The sequence below is a fragment of the Methylophilus sp. E2MeOHC9 genome, from assembly GCF_058744375.1.
Window position 1 is genome coordinate 1,009,372 of sequence record NZ_CP196024.1, and the last position, 15,675, is coordinate 1,025,046.

Here is a 15,675-nt window from a genome sequence, read left to right on the forward strand (position 1 = left end):
ATGAAAACGACCCTCTACCACATGCGCATATCCTTTATTTTGAATGCTTATCACAGGCAACTGGCTGGCTGGCTGGTACTACTGGCCGGATTGGCGTGTTCTACCCATACGCTACATGCCGCTGAGAAAAATGCAGCCGCACCGCGGTTGGCAAACGAGATTGTGCTCACCGCCGGATCGCCACAGGTCGCCAGTTTGAAAGTAGAGGCAGTGACTGAGATCCCGGTGCCGGTGACCGAGCCGCTCAATGGCAAAATCATTCTGGATGAAAACCGCACTGCACGCGTCTTTTCACCGGTTGCCGGCCGGGCGATGGCGATTAAGGCGCAAGTGGGCGATCAGGTAAAAGCCGGACAGGCCTTGCTGGTGATGGATTCACCGGATGTAGGTGGAGCGGTGGCTGATGCCCGTAAAGCACAAGTCGATTTGCAGCGTAAGCAACAAGTGCTTGAGCGTAACCGCATGTTGATGGAAGGCGGCGTGCTTGCCAAAAAAGAAGTAGAGACATCGCAGGCGGACTTTTCACTGGCACGTGCAGAATCTGACCGTGCTTCGGCGCGCCTCAAAAACTTGGGCGTTTCGACGGCCGCCAATGATAATTATGCCTTGCGCTCGCCTATCAGTGGCACGGTGGTGGACCGCAAAATAAACCCGGGCAGTGAAATCAGGCCTGATGCCGCTGACCCCTTGTTTATTGTGACTGACCCCACCAATTTGTGGGCCAGTATTGATTTGCCGGAGCGGGATTTAAGCCGCATTACGCAAGGGCAAAAAGTCAGTGTGCAGGTCGATGCCTATCCAGACGAAGTGTTTAGCGGTGAGGTGAAAACCATAGGTGTCATGGTGGACACGACCACCAGGCGCATCCCGGTGCGCTGCGTGATCGAGAGCAAAGGCAAGCTCAAGCCTGAGATGTACGCACGCATTACGCCGCTGGATAACAGTCAGCATAAAGTCATACGCTTGCCTAACAGTGCCCTGATTACAGAAGGCTTATACAGCTATGTGTTTGTGGAAGAGCAGCCACTGCATTTCAGAAAGCGCGTGGTGACGCTGGATGTACAGCGCAGGGAATACGCAACGGTGAAGCAAGGCTTGAAGGCCGGTGAGCGCGTAGTCACTGGCGGCGCGATTTTGCTGAATTCTGATCTATCCGTGAATAAATAATGTTGGCGATCAGCCTGCAGTCAATCATTCACCGGTTTGCCATGCGCCGGGTTATCGAAAGCCAAACATGTTAAAAGGGTTAATCACTTTTTCTCTACAACAGCGCGTGTTTCTGCTGATAGGCGCAGTCGTATTGATGATCTTTGGCTGGTTTGCCGTGCAAAACCTGCCGATAGAATCCTTCCCTGATGTGGAAGATGTACACGTCGTGATTGTGACGCAATCACCAGGCATGGCGCCTGAAGAAGTCGAGCGCGTGGTCTCGTTGCCGATTGAACATGGTATGAGCGGCGTGCCGGGATTAACGCAAATCCGGTCCGTGTCTATCACCGGCTTGTCAGTGGTGACACTGACTTTTGCTGAAAACACCGCAGATTATTTCGCCAGGCAACAAGTGTTGGAGCGTTTGCAGGGCGTGAGTCTGCCCAACAGTTTGCAACCCACGTTGGCGCCGTTAACCACCGCGGTAGGTGAGATTTACCGCTATCTGGTAGAAGCGCCAGCAGATATGCCGCAGCGCGAGGTGCGCGCCATCCAGGACTGGAAAATCATTCCCCAGTTACGCATGGTGCCAGGCGTGGCGGACATCACTAGCTTTGGCGGTGCGGTCAAAGAGTATCAGATCAAACTGGACCCGCATTTGCTCAAAAAATTTGCAGTGAGCATAGACCAGGTCAACCAGGCGGTCAGCCATAACAGCAGTAATGCCGGTGGCGGCCTGATGCACAGGGGCGATGAATCGCTGGTGGTGCGCGGCATTGGTTTATATCGCAATGTGGACGACATTGCGCAATCGGTGGTCGATACCCGCGATGGCAAGCCTATCCTGGTCGGTGATTTGGGTGAAGTAAAAATCGGCGACCGGCCTCGCTCTGGCATCGTGTCATTCAACCAGCAGGATGACATTATCGAAGGCATCATCCTCATGACCAAAGGCCAGAATGCGGCCAAGGTGATTGAAGCATTGCGCGAGAAAGTCGTGCAAGTCAACCAGACGCTGCCACCCGGCGTGAAGATTGTACCGTTCTATGACCGTACCGGGCTGGTGGACCATACTGTACACACGGTCTCGGAAAACCTGATCGTGGGCGCCTTGCTGGTGGTGGCCATCCTGATCATCTTTTTGCGCAACTGGCGTGCGGCTTTGATCGTCGCTTCGGTGATCCCCTTGTCGCTGTTGTTTGCATTTATTGTGATGGATTTACGCGGCGTGTCTGCCAACCTGATCTCGCTGGGCGCGGTCGACTTTGGCATCATCATAGATAGTGCCGTGGTGCTGGTTGAAGCGTTGATGGTGCGGCTGGCGGTGGCGCAAACAGATAATAATCCGGCACATTCTGGCCTGGCCTGGCGCATGCAAACGCTGAAAAATACCGCGATTGATATGGGGCACCCGATATTGTTCTCCAAAGCCATCATCATCACCGCTTTCCTACCTATCTTTACCTTCCAGCGTGTGGAAGGCAAGATTTTCTCGCCTATGGCGTTTACCCTGAGTTTTGCCCTGCTAGGTGCAATTTTGCTTACCTTGACGCTGGTGCCAGCCTTGCTCTCATACACCATGAAGCGTGAGGACATGGCGGAAAAACATAGCAGCTGGATGCAGAATATCCAGGATGCCTACCGTAAAGTATTGCTCAAGAGCACCCAGGTCAGAAAGCTGGTGGTCCTCGCGTCGGTGGCGGTGTTAGTGCTGGCGATGCTATGCGCGCCTATGCTGGGTTCTGAGTTTTTACCCAAGCTGGATGAGGGCAATATCTGGCTGACGGTTGATTTACCACCCTCCGCCAGCCTGGAAAAAACCAAGGAAGTTGAACGGCATATCCGAAAAATCCTGAACAGTTACCAGGAGGTCAGGCTGGTAGTGGCGCACGTAGGCCGGCCGGATGATGGCACCGATCCTAAAGGGCCATACCATATGGAGATCCTGGCCGACCTTAAGCCGCATAGCGAATGGCATTTCGCCGATAAAGAAAGCCTGATCAAAGATATTTCGCGGCGTATCCATGAAATTCCCGGCATCCCGACCAATTTTTCACAGGTGATCCAGGACAGTGTGGAAGAAGCCTTGTCCGGCGTGAAGGGCGAGATCGCGGTCAAGATTTTTGGCCGTGACCTGACTATCCTGGAGCAAAAAGCCGCTGAAGTAGTGGATGCCATCAATGGTGTACGCGGGGCGACCGACGTTGCTGCCGTGAGGATCTCGGGTAATTCGGAGCTGGATATCACCTTGAGCCGCGGCCAGCTGGCCCGCTATGGTTTACTGGTCGACGATGTGAACAATACCGTGCAAACGGCACTGGCTGGCGATGCTGCCAATACCTTTTACGATGGCGACCGCCATTTTGATGTCACCTTGCGCCTGGAAAGATCTTATCGCGATTCGGTGGATGACATTGATGAGTTGCCGATTGCGCTGCCGAATGGCGCGGGTAGTATTCCGCTCAGTGAAGTGGCTGAGGTGACTATCAAACAGGGCGCATCACGCGTCAGCCGTGAAGCAGGTTCGCGCATTGTGTCTATCAAGGCCAATATTACCGACAGGGACCAGGGTAGCTTTGTGCAGGAAGCCATGCAAAGGGTGAAAGCGCAAGTCAAGTTGCCGCCTGGTTACACCATGACCTGGGGTGGGCAGTTTGAGAACCAGCAACGGGCGATGAAGCGCCTGATGGTGATTGTGCCGCTCTCTGTGCTGCTGATTTTCATCCTGTTGTTCTGGGCATTCAAGTCAGTGAAAAATGCCTTGCTGGTGTTGCTGATGATTCCATTTGCGCTGGTGGGCGGCTTGGCAGGTCTGGCTGTCGCAGGCTTGCACTTATCTGTGTCTGCGGCGGTGGGCTTTATCGCGCTGGCCGGGATCTCTGTGCAAAACGGGGTGATCATGGTGGAGCAGATCAAGCATTTGATGCGTGAAGGCAAACGAGGCAGTGAAGCGGTGATTGAAGGTGCGGTGGCGCGCTTGCGTCCTATCCTGATGACGGCGTTGATGGCGGGCATAGGCTTGATGCCTGCCGCCTTGTCACACGGAATTGGTTCTGAAACGCAAAGGCCATTTGCAGTCGTGATTGTGGGCGGCTTGATCACAGCCACGCTTTTCACCCTGCTGCTACTGCCATTATTGTTCCCGATGTTTACTGATGAGCGCCGCCAGAGGAGCTGAGTATTCACCGGGGTGGTTTTTTTAAGCCAAACTGGTGGTTTAAATCAACCGGGCATTTGAAGGGTATTTTGTTTTTATAATAATTTAATTATTATAATCAATGACTTATTTGGATTTAAGGTTTGGCATATTAAATGCTATATGATTTATATAGTATTTAATTGCGCGCATATAGTAACTGCCGCAGCTGTCTCCAGAGTATGAGAGTCATTGAATTGTTGCATAACAACAATGAGCAATGTTTTCCCCTATTATCCTTTCCCGAGGATATTGCTTGAGCCCAGGCCTAGCGCTTGGGTTTTTTTTGCCTGAAGATTCCGTGACTGAAATAAACTGAATTGAATGTCAGGCTGGTGTCAGCGGCAGCTGCGTCTTGTTGATTGGCTAGTGATTAAGGAGCTACCTGGTTTTGCGTACGTTTTTCTGCATTCACCAGATTTTTAGGTAGTTGGAAAACCACATTCTCAACCACTCCTTGCAGTTCCTCCACGTGGGAGATGCCCATGGTATGCAAGGCTTGAATGACTTCCTTTACCAAGACTTCCGGCGCGGAAGCACCGGCTGAAATGCCTATTTTTGTTTTACCTTTTAGCCATGCCGGGTCAAGCAGGCTTGCGTTATCCACCATATAGGCTTCAACGCCCTGGTTTTTAGCTACTTCGCGTAAGCGGTTGGAGTTTGAGCTGTTCGGCGAGCCGACAATGATCACCAGGTCGCAATCTTTGGCCATGATTTTGACTGCATCCTGGCGGTTTTGCGTGGCATAGCAAATATCATCGCTTTTAGGCGCTTTGATACTCGGAAAGCGGGTTTTCAATGCGTTGATCACTTGCGTGGCATCGTCCACCGACAGTGTGGTTTGCGTGACATAGGCCAGCTTTTCGGCATCGGATACTTGTAAAGCAGCCACATCTTCCGGCGTTTCAACCAGATACATGCCGCCCGCTTCAGATTGCCCCATGGTGCCCTCGACTTCCGGGTGGCCTTTATGGCCTATCATAATTATTTCCAGGCCTTCTTTACGCATTTTGGCCACTTCGATATGCACCTTGGTGACCAGCGGGCAGGTGGCATCGAAAGCTGTGAGGCCACGTGACTCTGCCTCTGCGCGCACCGCTTTGGAAACGCCATGCGCACTGAAGATGACAATGTTGCCTGCTGGGATCTTTTCCAGCTCATCGACAAAAATGGCGCCTTTTTCGCGTAGTTGGCCCACTACAAATTTGTTATGCACGACTTCGTTGCGCACGTAAATGGGCGCCCCGAATTTTTCCAGTGCCTGTTCGACAATAATAATGGCGCGGTCCACCCCGGCGCAAAATCCGCGTGGGTTAGCCAGCACAATATTCGGTGAGTCATTTGTTTGCATAAATCAATTCCGTGAAGGAGGCTGCTGCATTGCGTCCGCTAATCCTTAAGGTTAAGCACATGGTCAGTCACAAGGTCAGGCATGCATCAGGTATAATCGGCGTTTTGTTGCCAGTTACCCGCCAAATGTTATGAAAAACACTGCTACTTTGCTGATTACCTGCCCGGATACCAAAGGGATTGTGGCGGCGATTGCGCAATTTTTATATGAGCACAATGCCAATATTTTACACGCAGACCAGCATCAGGATGCGGAAAATAATCTGTTTTTAATGCGGGTCGAGTGGGACCTGAGTGATTTCAATGTGGCGGTGGGTGATTTTGAGCAGGCATTCAGCCCTGTCGCCCAGCGCTTTGCCATGACCTGGCAATTGAAACTTTCCGAGCAAAAAACACGCATGGCCATTATGGTCTCGCAGTATGACCATTGCCTGGCAGACTTGTTGCAGCGGCATCATAGCGGCGAACTGGCCTGTGACATTCCGCTGATTATCAGTAATCACCGCGATACGGAAAAACTGGCCGCCTTCTATGGCATCGATTTCCATTATCTGCCCATGACCAAGGAAACCAAGGCCGAGGTTGAAGCGCAACAGTTTGCGCTGTTCGACCAATACCAGATTGATTTGATTGTGCTGGCGCGGTACATGCAGATATTGTCACCAGCGTTTGTGGCCCGTTATCCGCAAAGAATCATTAATATCCACCATTCTTTCCTGCCCGCATTTATTGGTGCGCGCCCGTACCACAGAGCGTTTGAGCGTGGCGTGAAACTGATAGGCGCCACCAGCCATTACGTGACTGAAGTGCTGGACGAAGGGCCTATCATCGAGCAGGACCTGGCGCGTATTTCGCATCGCGACCAGGTGGAAGATCTGATCCAGAAAGGCCGCGACCTGGAGCGTATCGTGCTGTCGAAAGCCGTACGCTGGCATATTGACCACCGTATTTTGCTGTATGCGAACAAGACCGTCATTTTCGATTAAACGCATGCCGTCAGGGGCGGCATGGATGAATTGCCGGCTTGTGCGCTAACACCCAATAAAAAAACCGAAGCTCAATGCTTCGGTTTTTTTACATCGACATTGTCACTTTAGGGCAAGGTGCGTTCCAGTTTAAACAGGTCGGCAATCTGCTCGCGTTCGCGAATCACATGTACCTGGTCGCCATCTACCAGCACTTCTGCTGCCCGCGCCCGCGTGTTGTAGTTGCTGGCCATGCTCATGCCATAAGCACCGGCGGAGTGGATCGCCAGGTAGTCGCCTTCTGCAATCGCCAGGGTACGGTCATGGCCAAGAAAATCACCGCTCTCACACACCGGGCCGACCACTTCATAGAGTTGTGCTTGCGCTGACGAGGCGGCAATGGTGGTGATGTTGTGATAGGCATCGTACAGCGCCGGGCGCATCAGGTCGTTCATGGCGGCATCGACAATCGCAAAGTTTTTGCTCTCACCTGGTTTCAGATATTCAACTTTGGTCAGCAATACACCGGCATTACCTACTAATGCACGTCCAGGTTCAAATAGTACTTTCACGCCACGGCCAGCCAGCTTTTGCATGATGGCTGCGGTGTAGGTCGCAAAATCCGGTGGGGTTTCGTCGCTGTAAGTAATCCCTACGCCACCGCCAACATCGATATGCTGGATATGGATATTTCTTTCTGATAAGGCATCCACCAGGCCCAGTACTTTATCCAGCGCATCGAGAAAAGGCGACAGTTCAGTGATCTGTGAGCCTATGTGGCAATCCACACCATGCACTGCGATATTCGGCATGCTGGCGGCTTGCTGGTACAGATCCAGTGCATCTTCAAATGCCACGCCAAATTTGTTGTTCTTGAGGCCGGTGGAAATGTACGGGTGGGTTTTAGCATCCACATTCGGGTTCACCCGCAATGAAACCGGTGCAATGTTGCCCATGTCGGCAGCGACTTGCTGAATACGGTGTAATTCATTAATGGATTCAACGTTAAAGCACAGAATGCCCGCTTCGAGTGCAGCGCGGATTTCACTATGTGATTTACCCACCCCTGAGAACACCACTTTTTTCGGATCACCGCCTGCGGCAATCACGCGTGCCAGTTCGCCACCGGAGACGATGTCAAACCCGGCGCCCAGGCGGGCAAACAGGTTGAGGATAGCCAGGCTGGGGTTGGCTTTCACCGCAAAACAGATCAGGTGCTCATGTCCTAGCAGGCCAGCCTGAAAGCGTTTGAATGTCTCAGTCAATGCATTACGGGAATACACATAAGTCGGTGTCTGATGTTGTTGGGCAATATCGCGCAAAGCTACATTTTCGGCATGTAGCAGGCCATTTTTAGTATTGAAAGCAGTCACTGGGCAGGCGTTTTTGGTTGAGGTTGAGGATACTGGCGTTCGGGAATATATAAATCACCCTTGAGCCCGCAGGCGCTTAATTGTGCCAATAACAGGCCAAGCGCTAATAGTCGCGTCCAGAAGGAAAGCATAATCTACAGTCCGATTTAAATAGACCTGCATTTTATCACTAAACCGCCAGTGTCTGATGGCGTGCCTGGTTGACCGCTTATCGGCTAAACATTGCCGTTGGTCAGCCCACGCTGGACATCCCCCTGGGCAATTCGCATGATGGGCACATCGTAAAAAAGGTCTCACTATGATGCGTCGCTCCATGCACCACGGGTTTAGTTTGATTGAAATCATGATTGTCGTTGCCATCATGGGCATCTTGGCCAGTATCGCCGTGCCTGGTTACCAGGATTACATCAAAAGCGGTAACTCGGTAGAGGCGCCTGCTAACCTGGCTAATTGCCGGGTGCAGGCAGAGCAGTTTTACCAGGATAACTATACTTACGTCGGCTTTACTTGTAATCCGACGGATGCCAAATTCTTTGATTATTCAGTAGATAGTCTAACGGCCACCACTTACACCTTGAAGGCGGCAGGAAAATCGACCCGAAACATGGGTAATTTCGAATTCACAGTGAACCAGGACAACGTCAAGACTTCAAAATATGACGGCACCACTGGCAGCTCATGCTGGTTAACGACTTCATCAGGCACTTGCTAGCCATGCAGCAACAGGGATTCACGCTGGTTGAACTGGTGGTCACTGTCGTGGTGCTGATGGCAGTTTCTATGCTGGCTATCCCAGCCTTCCAGTCTTCCATTGGTAACTCGCAGATCAGGACCGTGGCGGAATCTATCAAAAACGGCTTGCAACAGGCGAGGGCGGAGGCGATCAAACGCAATGCCAATATCAAGTTCACGTTAAAAAGTAATTCAAGCTGGCAATTAGGCTGTCAAACAGTGACTGCCAATTGCCCGGCTAACATTAGTTCTAAAAGCGCCGCAGAAGGATCATCAACCAATATTCAGGTGACTACAGATAACAACACGGCGGTTTTCACCAGTTTTGGCACCAGGGATCCGGCGATACCGGCTGCGCTGTCACGCGTGGATATCACTAATCTACAGGTCAACAGTAGCGAGCGCAGGGCCTTACGTATTTTATTGGCCGCCGGTGGCTACACTAAATTATGTGATCCATCTGTGACCACCACAGGAGACGCGAGAAAATGCTAAAACCTGTGCCTAAACAACTAGCGGCCTCTCGCTTGCCAGCGCAGCGTGGATCGGTGCTCATTGAAGCCATGGTGGCGGTGGTGATTTTCAGCATGGGCGTGCTGGCGCTGGTGGGTTTGCAAACAGCCATGCTGAAAAACAGCAATGACAATCGCTACCGTGCCGAAGCACAGTTGATTGCCCAGACGCATCTGGCAAATATGATGGCTTATGGTGGAGGGGCTTCAGGCTATGTCAGCAAAATAGATGGCGAGAAAATCAAAGCGCAACTCCCCAATGGTACGCTGAGCTTTTCTGCCCTGACCAATAGCATGGTGACTGTGACAGTGGGGTGGCAAGTACCAGGTGGCAGCCAGCATCATGTCAATGCTTCAAGTTATTTGTTTGACGTGCTGCCATGAAACCGCAAGCTTTTGACATGCCAGCTAAGCGAGTGCCGTTTTTGCGCCATCAGGCAGGCATGAGCCTGATCGAGTTGTTAATTGGCCTGTTAATCGGCCTGGTGGCTACATTGGCGATCACTAATCTGTTTAGCGGTTTTGAAGCACGGAAACGCATGATTTCCGGTGGCTCGGATGCGCAATCCAGCGGTGTACTTGCACTTTATTATATACAGCGCGATGCACAGAATGCGGGCTATGGTTTACCGCTTTATAACAGTTCAGACCCTTCGCCATTGTTGTGCCCGATTGATACCTCGATAAATCAGGCCGGCGTGGTGATCAATTTGTCGCCTGTGGTGATTGTGGATGGTGGCACTGGCAATGACATCGTGCGCATCCGATACGGGAATCCTGCCAGTGGTGGCGCTTCTCTGCGCTCGACCGGCCTCATGTCCGGACCCTCCCTGGATGGCCGCCTGATTGGCTGCCAGGAAAATGACATTGTGCTTTTTCATCAAACACCCGCCACGCCTAACTGCACTTTAGCGCGCATTCAAAAGCTGAATGCAGACCGCACGATCAATACCTTAACCGAGCTCAATACCGCGCCGACCGCCAGCCCGGTCACCAATCTGAACGGGTCTGACTGGGTGCGTTTCTCTTGCCTGGGCGCATGGAACCAGTACGAATTCACCGTCAATGACAAGCAGGAGTTGACGCGCACTGGCGGCACGCCTAGCTCCACACCGTTCCCCAATAGCATTGCCGTGCCAGTTGCCAGCGATATTGTTGCCTTGCAAGCGCAATATGGGATTGCAAGCACTGAGGACTCAGCTTCTACTTCAGTCACGGCGGCAAAGTATTTGAATCGCGTGGATACGTGGGCGAATGCAACCGGCACTTATGGCACAAGTATTAGCTTGCTGGACAGAAATCGTATTCGCGCCATCAGGATCGCTGTGGTTGCCAGAGATGGCAATTTACAAAAAAACATCGTCAGCCAGGAATGCAATGGCACAGCGGCAGGGGTCAACAAGGTGTGTATCTGGAAAAGTGACGCGACACCCGCCAATGTCAATTTAAGCGCGAATGCTGACTGGCAGCGCTATCGTTACCGGACGTTTGAAGTCACCATCCCGCTCAGAAATGTGATCTGGAACCGCGATGCTTTATAGCCGATTATCATCAAACACCCAATGCCATCACCCTGCCCATCAGGCGGGGCTGGTACTGTTTTTTGCGTTATTAGCCCTGGCAGTCATGTCGATTGCTGCGGTTTCACTGATTCGCAGTGTCGATACCAACGCCCTGTTATCCGGCAATATGGTGTTTCGTCAGTCCGCCAGCGCGACCTCAAATGTGGCGCTCGAAGGCGTGGCCGAGAATATCACCAAGAAAGTGTTATTGATTGATAGCGTGAAACATAATGCGCAACTTGGCTATTACGCGAACTGCAGCCAGTTTGATGCGCAGCCAAGCGCCTTGATCTGCGATGCGAAATTGTTAACCACCATGGCCTGGAACAATGCAAACAGCAGTCTAGTGCCAAGCCAAACCGATGGTAATGATGAGATCCGTGATGGCATAGACCGTCAGGGTAACGAGATCCGCTATGTGATCGAACGGATGTGCAATTACAGCGATGCAGAAATCAATGCAGGCACCGCAAAAAGTGAAGCGGCGCGTTGCATGATGGCCAGTTCGCCCAGCAACGGGGAAAACTGCTCGCACAATGTGACCAATATCGAATTATTCAAACAATGTATTGCCAGTTCGGATTCGCCTTTATACCGGGTGACGCTGCGCATTGCGGGGCCCAAAAATACATTAACTTTTATGCAATCCTTTATTTCCAACTAAACGGGTGGAATCATGAAAAACACACTCTGGGCACGCCTATTTATTTGTTTGGGATTATTGCTGCCAGCGATGTCACAGGCTGAATTCCTGGATCTGGCAACCATGCCATTGCAAACTTCCGGCACCTCAGATGTGAAGCCTAATCTGATGTTTATTCTGGATAACTCCGGGAGTATGGGCTGGGAATATACCCCGGACTGGGCGGATAGTGGTTCCGCCTGGTTATACGATAACGCCTCCTACAACACTCAGTATTACAACCCGGGGTTCACCTATATTCCTGCTGTCACTTCACAGAATGTGTCTATGGGTAGCCAGACGAATTTTCGTGCTGTCAAAAATGATGTGACCGCAAGTGGGGCTGCCAAAGGGGGCACCGTTAATATTTCTAACAGTGCCGAATATTTTGCATTTGTCGCAGGAGAGTATTGCACAACGGCCGCGCTCACTAGTTGTATCCGGAGTACGCAGCAAACCACCACTAACCAGTTCCCTGCAGATATCCGCTGGTGTAATTCGGATGCCGCCTCAAAAGCAGCCACCTTGACTGGTAACAATGTGTGCCAGGGAGTCAATGATCAGGGCACTTTTACTTTTCTGAGGCAACCCAGGGCGACTTACAGGCTCAGAATCACCGTATTGAGTGGAACGCCTTCGATTACCAGCATTAAAGTAAACAATATTGAACTGCTTGCAGGGACAGTTTCTGACAATACCAGCAATAACCTGGCAGCAAGAGTACGCACGTCCGCAACAAACTTTACGAATGGCATTTGTACCACAACCCTTTATAGAAACTGTCAGGTGACTGGAAATACGATTTTAAGTACCACTGGTAATGTGGTGGAATTTAGAACGATTGCGGGAGACCCGATCAATACGGCCAGCCCTGTGCAGGTGACCTCTACCGGGAATGTCAGTATTGCGGTAGAAAAACTGACATCCACAAACGCTGATATCCCCGGTAGCCTGGTGTATGTGAAGCTCGTGGATGGTTCTGCACGGTATGCATTGCCTGGTAGTACGGAAAAAGGCCCGGAACGTACTGATTGCCTCGAGACAACGTGTACCTATACCGAAGAAATGACCAATTATGCGAATTGGTATACCTATTACCGAAGCAGGATGCAGGCCATGAAAACGGCTGCCAGTCTGGCATTCAGTAATATGGATTCAAGATACCGGGTGGGCTTCGTCACCATTAATAATTCTACTTCTAACTATTTAGCCATCGCGCCTTTTGATAAGGCGCAAAAAAACAGTTGGTATGACAAGCTGTTTGCGACATCAGGTGATGGGTCTACGCCGCTGCGTAAAACACTCTCTATGGTGGGGCGGCATTTCGGCGGTAAACAAACGCTAGGTAAAGATGATCCCATGCAATATGCCTGCCAGCAAAACTTTGCTTTGCTGACAACTGATGGTTACTGGAATGAGGATGCCAGTGATGCCAATAACATTGTTGATTTAAAGGGAAAGGCGATTGGCAACCTTGATGGTGACGGGACTTTGCCGCCGCAGTTTGATAGTGCAAATGCCTTTAAAACGTTAGCAGATGTAGCCAAGTATTTTTATGATACGGATATGCGGGATAGTTCACTATCGAATTGCAATGGCGCGCGCTCATCGTCGGTATGCGGTACGGCAAATGATTATCTCACGCAAAATATGGTCACACTCACGTTGGGTTTGGGCATAGATGGTACCTTGGTTTATACCGATGGCTATGAAAAGCAAGATATTGGCGATTTCAGAGATATTAAAAATGGAAATAAGAATTGGCCAGACCCCACCAAAGCGGCCAATGGCACCCGTATCGATGATCTTTGGCACGCTGCAGTGAATGCGGGTGGCACTTATTACAGCGCAAAAAACCCTAAACTGTTACGAGAGTCATTAGCAAAAGGGCTGTCTGAGATTAAGTCGATACAGGGCGCAAGTGCGGCAGCTGCAGCGAGCAGCCTTGCGCCTACCAATGGCGATAATTCTCAATATGTGGCCAGTTACCAAACTGTGAAGTGGACTGGTAATCTTGAGGCGCGCAAGGTCAATGTAGACACATTGGTGACTTCAGAAACGGCCGTTTGGTGCGTGGAGAGTATTGCAGCAGAGAAGTGCCCAAGCACCGCGACACAATATACTGGGCCAGATGGGAGACTCTATTGTAAAACAACCAGCGCAAACCAATCGGACTGCGCTAATGCTAACTTAGGCTCTACATTGGGGTTTAGCGAATCTGCCTCTTGTTATGTTGAAATTTCGAAAAGCTGCACAGGACGTTTGCAGGCGCAAGTGACCTCATCTAAAGGTCGCACAATCTACTTCAATTCAAATAATAATTTGACGCCATTTCTTGCGGGCAATTTGCCACTGACACATAGAGATGCACTCACCCAGGGATATAAAGACCTCAGCCAAATGCGAGGGCTACTGGACACTGATCCGAAAATGAAGGAAACCGATAAAGCTGGCAAGTTGGTAGATTACTTACGCGGTAATAAAACTTATGAAGACATTAGCTCTAATACCAAAGCAGAAAACAGGCTATTCCGTGAGCGGCAGGCCACGTTAGGTGATATCTCACAATCACGCCCTGCCTACTTTAAGGTCTCAAATGCAGGCTATCTGGACCAAGGTTATAAAAAATATAAAACCGATATGGCCGGCCGCACACCAGCTGTTTATGTCGGCGCAAACGACGGCATGTTGCATGCGTTTAATGCTGACACCGGAGATGAGTTATGGGCATTTATCCCAACACCGGCCATCGCTAATCTGGCGAATCTGGCAGATAAGGAATATGGTGCGAATTTTCACACCAATTATGTGAATGGCAGCCCGGTTGTAGCCGATATTTGTATTTCCGCCTGCAGTGGAGCGAATCCTGTCTGGCGCACTATTTTAGTCTCTGGTTTGAATGGCGGTGGTCGTGGCTACTTTGCGATTGATGTGACAAAACCTGAATTGCCGGTATTGCTATGGGAATTTGGCACACAATCTTCTATAGATAGCATAAACTTAGGCTATAGCTTCGGTAATCCCGTTGTCACTAAAATGAAAGACGGCCGCTGGGTGGTTTTAGTCACTTCGGGATATAACAACGGCAATGATGCAAGAAAGCTAAACAGTACCACTTTTGCAAAAAATAGCCCGGCAGGGGATGGCGCAGGCCATTTGTATGTACTGGACGCGAATACAGGTGCGCAAGTGAAGCATATCTCCACTGGCAGTGGCAGCGGGGCTGAACCTAGCGGACTGGCTAAAATCTCTGCTTATGCGGATCAGATGTTTGAAAACAATTCGGCCTTAAAGGTCTATGGCGGCGACCTCAATGGCAACATCTGGCGCTTTGATATTAATACTGGTTCTGTCAACAGCATTGCTATCTTGAAAGGTAGTGACAACAGTATACAAAAAATCACTACTCAGCCTGAATTAGGCAAGGTGGATAAAAATTTGGTGGTGATGGTGGGGACTGGCAAGTTTCTGGAGCCGGCTGATTTGACTAACACCCCATTGAATTCGGTCTACGCATTTAAAGACAACGGCCAGACTTCGCCGATAGATGCTCGCAAATTAGAACCCCGGAAACTGGAAGATGATCGTAGGATTTCCTCCACCGTAGACGTGAGTTTTGACAATACTTATGGTTGGCTTCTGGATTTCCCGCCTGGCGAGCGTGTGAATCTGGATCCTTTGCTATTGAACGGCGTGTTGTTAATGCCAACCATGGTGCCTACCAGCCAGGCATGCAGTGGTGCTGGTTTTGGGTGGTTTAATTACTTTGACTATAAAAAAGGGCGCTCAATACTGCCTAGTGGCCTCGTTTCAGAGCGTATGACTTCACCTGCCGTAGGTTTTAATATCGTCTATGATGGCAAGGGCGTACCTCATGTGGTGGTGACGGGTAGTAACGATCCGACGCCACAGCAACTCAGTCTGGATGACCAGGTATTCGGTATCTCCGGCACGGGTAAGACCGGTAACATATTCAAGCAAAAAACCAACGGTAGTTATGGCACCAAGCAAAGCTGGCGTGAGTTGATCCAATAGGCAATAAAAAGCCCCTGGTTGAAATGCCCGAAATATCAGACGTCATGTCTGGGAGCGGGCAGTTCATTGAGGGGCTTTTTACAGGGCTGTGTTATTTCACTATTTTTGCAAGCGCATAC

12 protein-coding genes are annotated in these 15,675 nt (G+C 50.7%); 9 read left to right on the top strand and 3 right to left on the bottom strand.

Annotation, left to right across the window (positions count from 1 at the left end):
- Together ACSSVF_RS04805 and ACSSVF_RS04810 are read left to right on the top strand one after the other, a co-directional pair.
- Positions 1-1,167: an efflux RND transporter periplasmic adaptor subunit gene (locus ACSSVF_RS04805; protein WP_492405827.1), complete on the top strand. Its 1,167-nt coding sequence runs from the start codon at positions 1-3 to the stop codon at positions 1,165-1,167.
- 67 nt (positions 1,168-1,234) lie between these two features.
- Positions 1,235-4,327, top strand: coding sequence for an efflux RND transporter permease subunit (locus ACSSVF_RS04810; RefSeq protein WP_492405828.1), 3,093 nt, complete (start codon positions 1,235-1,237; stop codon positions 4,325-4,327).
- A 391-nt stretch (positions 4,328-4,718) separates the two neighbouring features.
- On the opposite strand, the gene ispH is transcribed toward ACSSVF_RS04810, so the two are convergent.
- Positions 4,719-5,696 (bottom strand): 4-hydroxy-3-methylbut-2-enyl diphosphate reductase, encoded by a 978-nt coding sequence (ispH, locus tag ACSSVF_RS04815; protein ID WP_492405829.1) that lies wholly within the window; start codon positions 5,694-5,696, stop codon positions 4,719-4,721.
- Positions 5,697-5,826: 130 nt separating this feature from the next.
- Here ispH and purU point away from each other — a divergent pair, with 130 nt between their 5' ends.
- Positions 5,827-6,681, top strand: coding sequence for a formyltetrahydrofolate deformylase (gene purU, locus ACSSVF_RS04820; protein ID WP_492405830.1), 855 nt, complete (start codon positions 5,827-5,829; stop codon positions 6,679-6,681).
- A 107-nt stretch (positions 6,682-6,788) separates the two neighbouring features.
- On the opposite strand, the gene lysA is transcribed toward purU, so the two are convergent.
- Positions 6,789-8,033: a diaminopimelate decarboxylase gene (lysA, locus tag ACSSVF_RS04825; protein WP_492405831.1), complete on the bottom strand. Its 1,245-nt coding sequence runs from the start codon at positions 8,031-8,033 to the stop codon at positions 6,789-6,791.
- Positions 8,030-8,164 (bottom strand): LPS translocon maturation chaperone LptM, encoded by a 135-nt coding sequence (lptM, locus tag ACSSVF_RS04830; protein WP_492405832.1) that lies wholly within the window; start codon positions 8,162-8,164, stop codon positions 8,030-8,032. Before lptM ends, lysA begins: the two co-directional genes overlap by 4 nt.
- A gap of 167 nt (positions 8,165-8,331) precedes the next feature.
- On the opposite strand from lptM, the gene ACSSVF_RS04835 reads away from it, so the two are divergent.
- Genes ACSSVF_RS04835 through ACSSVF_RS04860 form a run of 6 tightly spaced genes read left to right on the top strand, consistent with a single transcriptional unit; the run spans position 8,332 to position 15,556 of the window.
- On the top strand, positions 8,332-8,745 hold the full coding sequence (locus ACSSVF_RS04835; protein ID WP_492405833.1) for a type IV pilin protein: 414 nt from the start codon (positions 8,332-8,334) through the stop codon (positions 8,743-8,745).
- A complete protein-coding gene (locus ACSSVF_RS04840) occupies positions 8,712-9,260 on the top strand; it encodes a GspH/FimT family pseudopilin (RefSeq protein ID WP_492405834.1) in 549 nt (182 codons plus the stop codon). The genes ACSSVF_RS04835 and ACSSVF_RS04840 overlap by 34 nt, the downstream gene beginning before the upstream one ends.
- The gene (locus ACSSVF_RS04845) at positions 9,254-9,661 is read left to right on the top strand and encodes a type IV pilus modification PilV family protein (protein ID WP_492405835.1); all 408 of its coding nucleotides are present in this window, start codon (positions 9,254-9,256) and stop codon (positions 9,659-9,661) included. The genes ACSSVF_RS04840 and ACSSVF_RS04845 overlap by 7 nt, the downstream gene beginning before the upstream one ends.
- A 17-nt stretch (positions 9,662-9,678) precedes the next feature.
- A complete protein-coding gene (locus ACSSVF_RS04850; RefSeq protein WP_492405836.1) occupies positions 9,679-10,818 on the top strand; it encodes a PilW family protein in 1,140 nt (379 codons plus the stop codon).
- Positions 10,808-11,503, top strand: a complete 696-nt coding sequence (locus tag ACSSVF_RS04855) for a pilus assembly PilX family protein (protein WP_492405837.1) — start codon at positions 10,808-10,810, stop codon at positions 11,501-11,503. Before ACSSVF_RS04850 ends, ACSSVF_RS04855 begins: the two co-directional genes overlap by 11 nt.
- Positions 11,504-11,515: 12 nt before the next feature.
- Positions 11,516-15,556 carry a pilus assembly protein gene (locus ACSSVF_RS04860; RefSeq protein WP_492405838.1) on the top strand — a complete coding sequence of 1,347 codons (4,041 nt, stop codon included), beginning with the start codon at positions 11,516-11,518 and terminating at the stop codon, positions 15,554-15,556.
- Positions 15,557-15,675 lie beyond the last annotated feature (119 nt).

Coding starts and splice junctions, on each gene's coding strand:
- ACSSVF_RS04805 (WP_492405827.1), top strand. CDS start 1: ATGAAAACGACCCTCTACCACATGCGCATATCCTTTATTTTGAATGCT.
- ACSSVF_RS04810 (WP_492405828.1), top strand. CDS start 1,235: ATGTTAAAAGGGTTAATCACTTTTTCTCTACAACAGCGCGTGTTTCTG.
- ispH (WP_492405829.1), bottom strand. CDS start 5,696: ATGCAAACAAATGACTCACCGAATATTGTGCTGGCTAACCCACGCGGA.
- purU (WP_492405830.1), top strand. CDS start 5,827: ATGAAAAACACTGCTACTTTGCTGATTACCTGCCCGGATACCAAAGGG.
- lptM (WP_492405832.1), bottom strand. CDS start 8,164: ATGCTTTCCTTCTGGACGCGACTATTAGCGCTTGGCCTGTTATTGGCA.
- ACSSVF_RS04835 (WP_492405833.1), top strand. CDS start 8,332: ATGATGCGTCGCTCCATGCACCACGGGTTTAGTTTGATTGAAATCATG.
- ACSSVF_RS04840 (WP_492405834.1), top strand. CDS start 8,712: ATGCTGGTTAACGACTTCATCAGGCACTTGCTAGCCATGCAGCAACAG.
- ACSSVF_RS04845 (WP_492405835.1), top strand. CDS start 9,254: ATGCTAAAACCTGTGCCTAAACAACTAGCGGCCTCTCGCTTGCCAGCG.
- ACSSVF_RS04850 (WP_492405836.1), top strand. CDS start 9,679: ATGCCAGCTAAGCGAGTGCCGTTTTTGCGCCATCAGGCAGGCATGAGC.
- ACSSVF_RS04855 (WP_492405837.1), top strand. CDS start 10,808: ATGCTTTATAGCCGATTATCATCAAACACCCAATGCCATCACCCTGCC.
- ACSSVF_RS04860 (WP_492405838.1), top strand. CDS start 11,516: ATGAAAAACACACTCTGGGCACGCCTATTTATTTGTTTGGGATTATTG.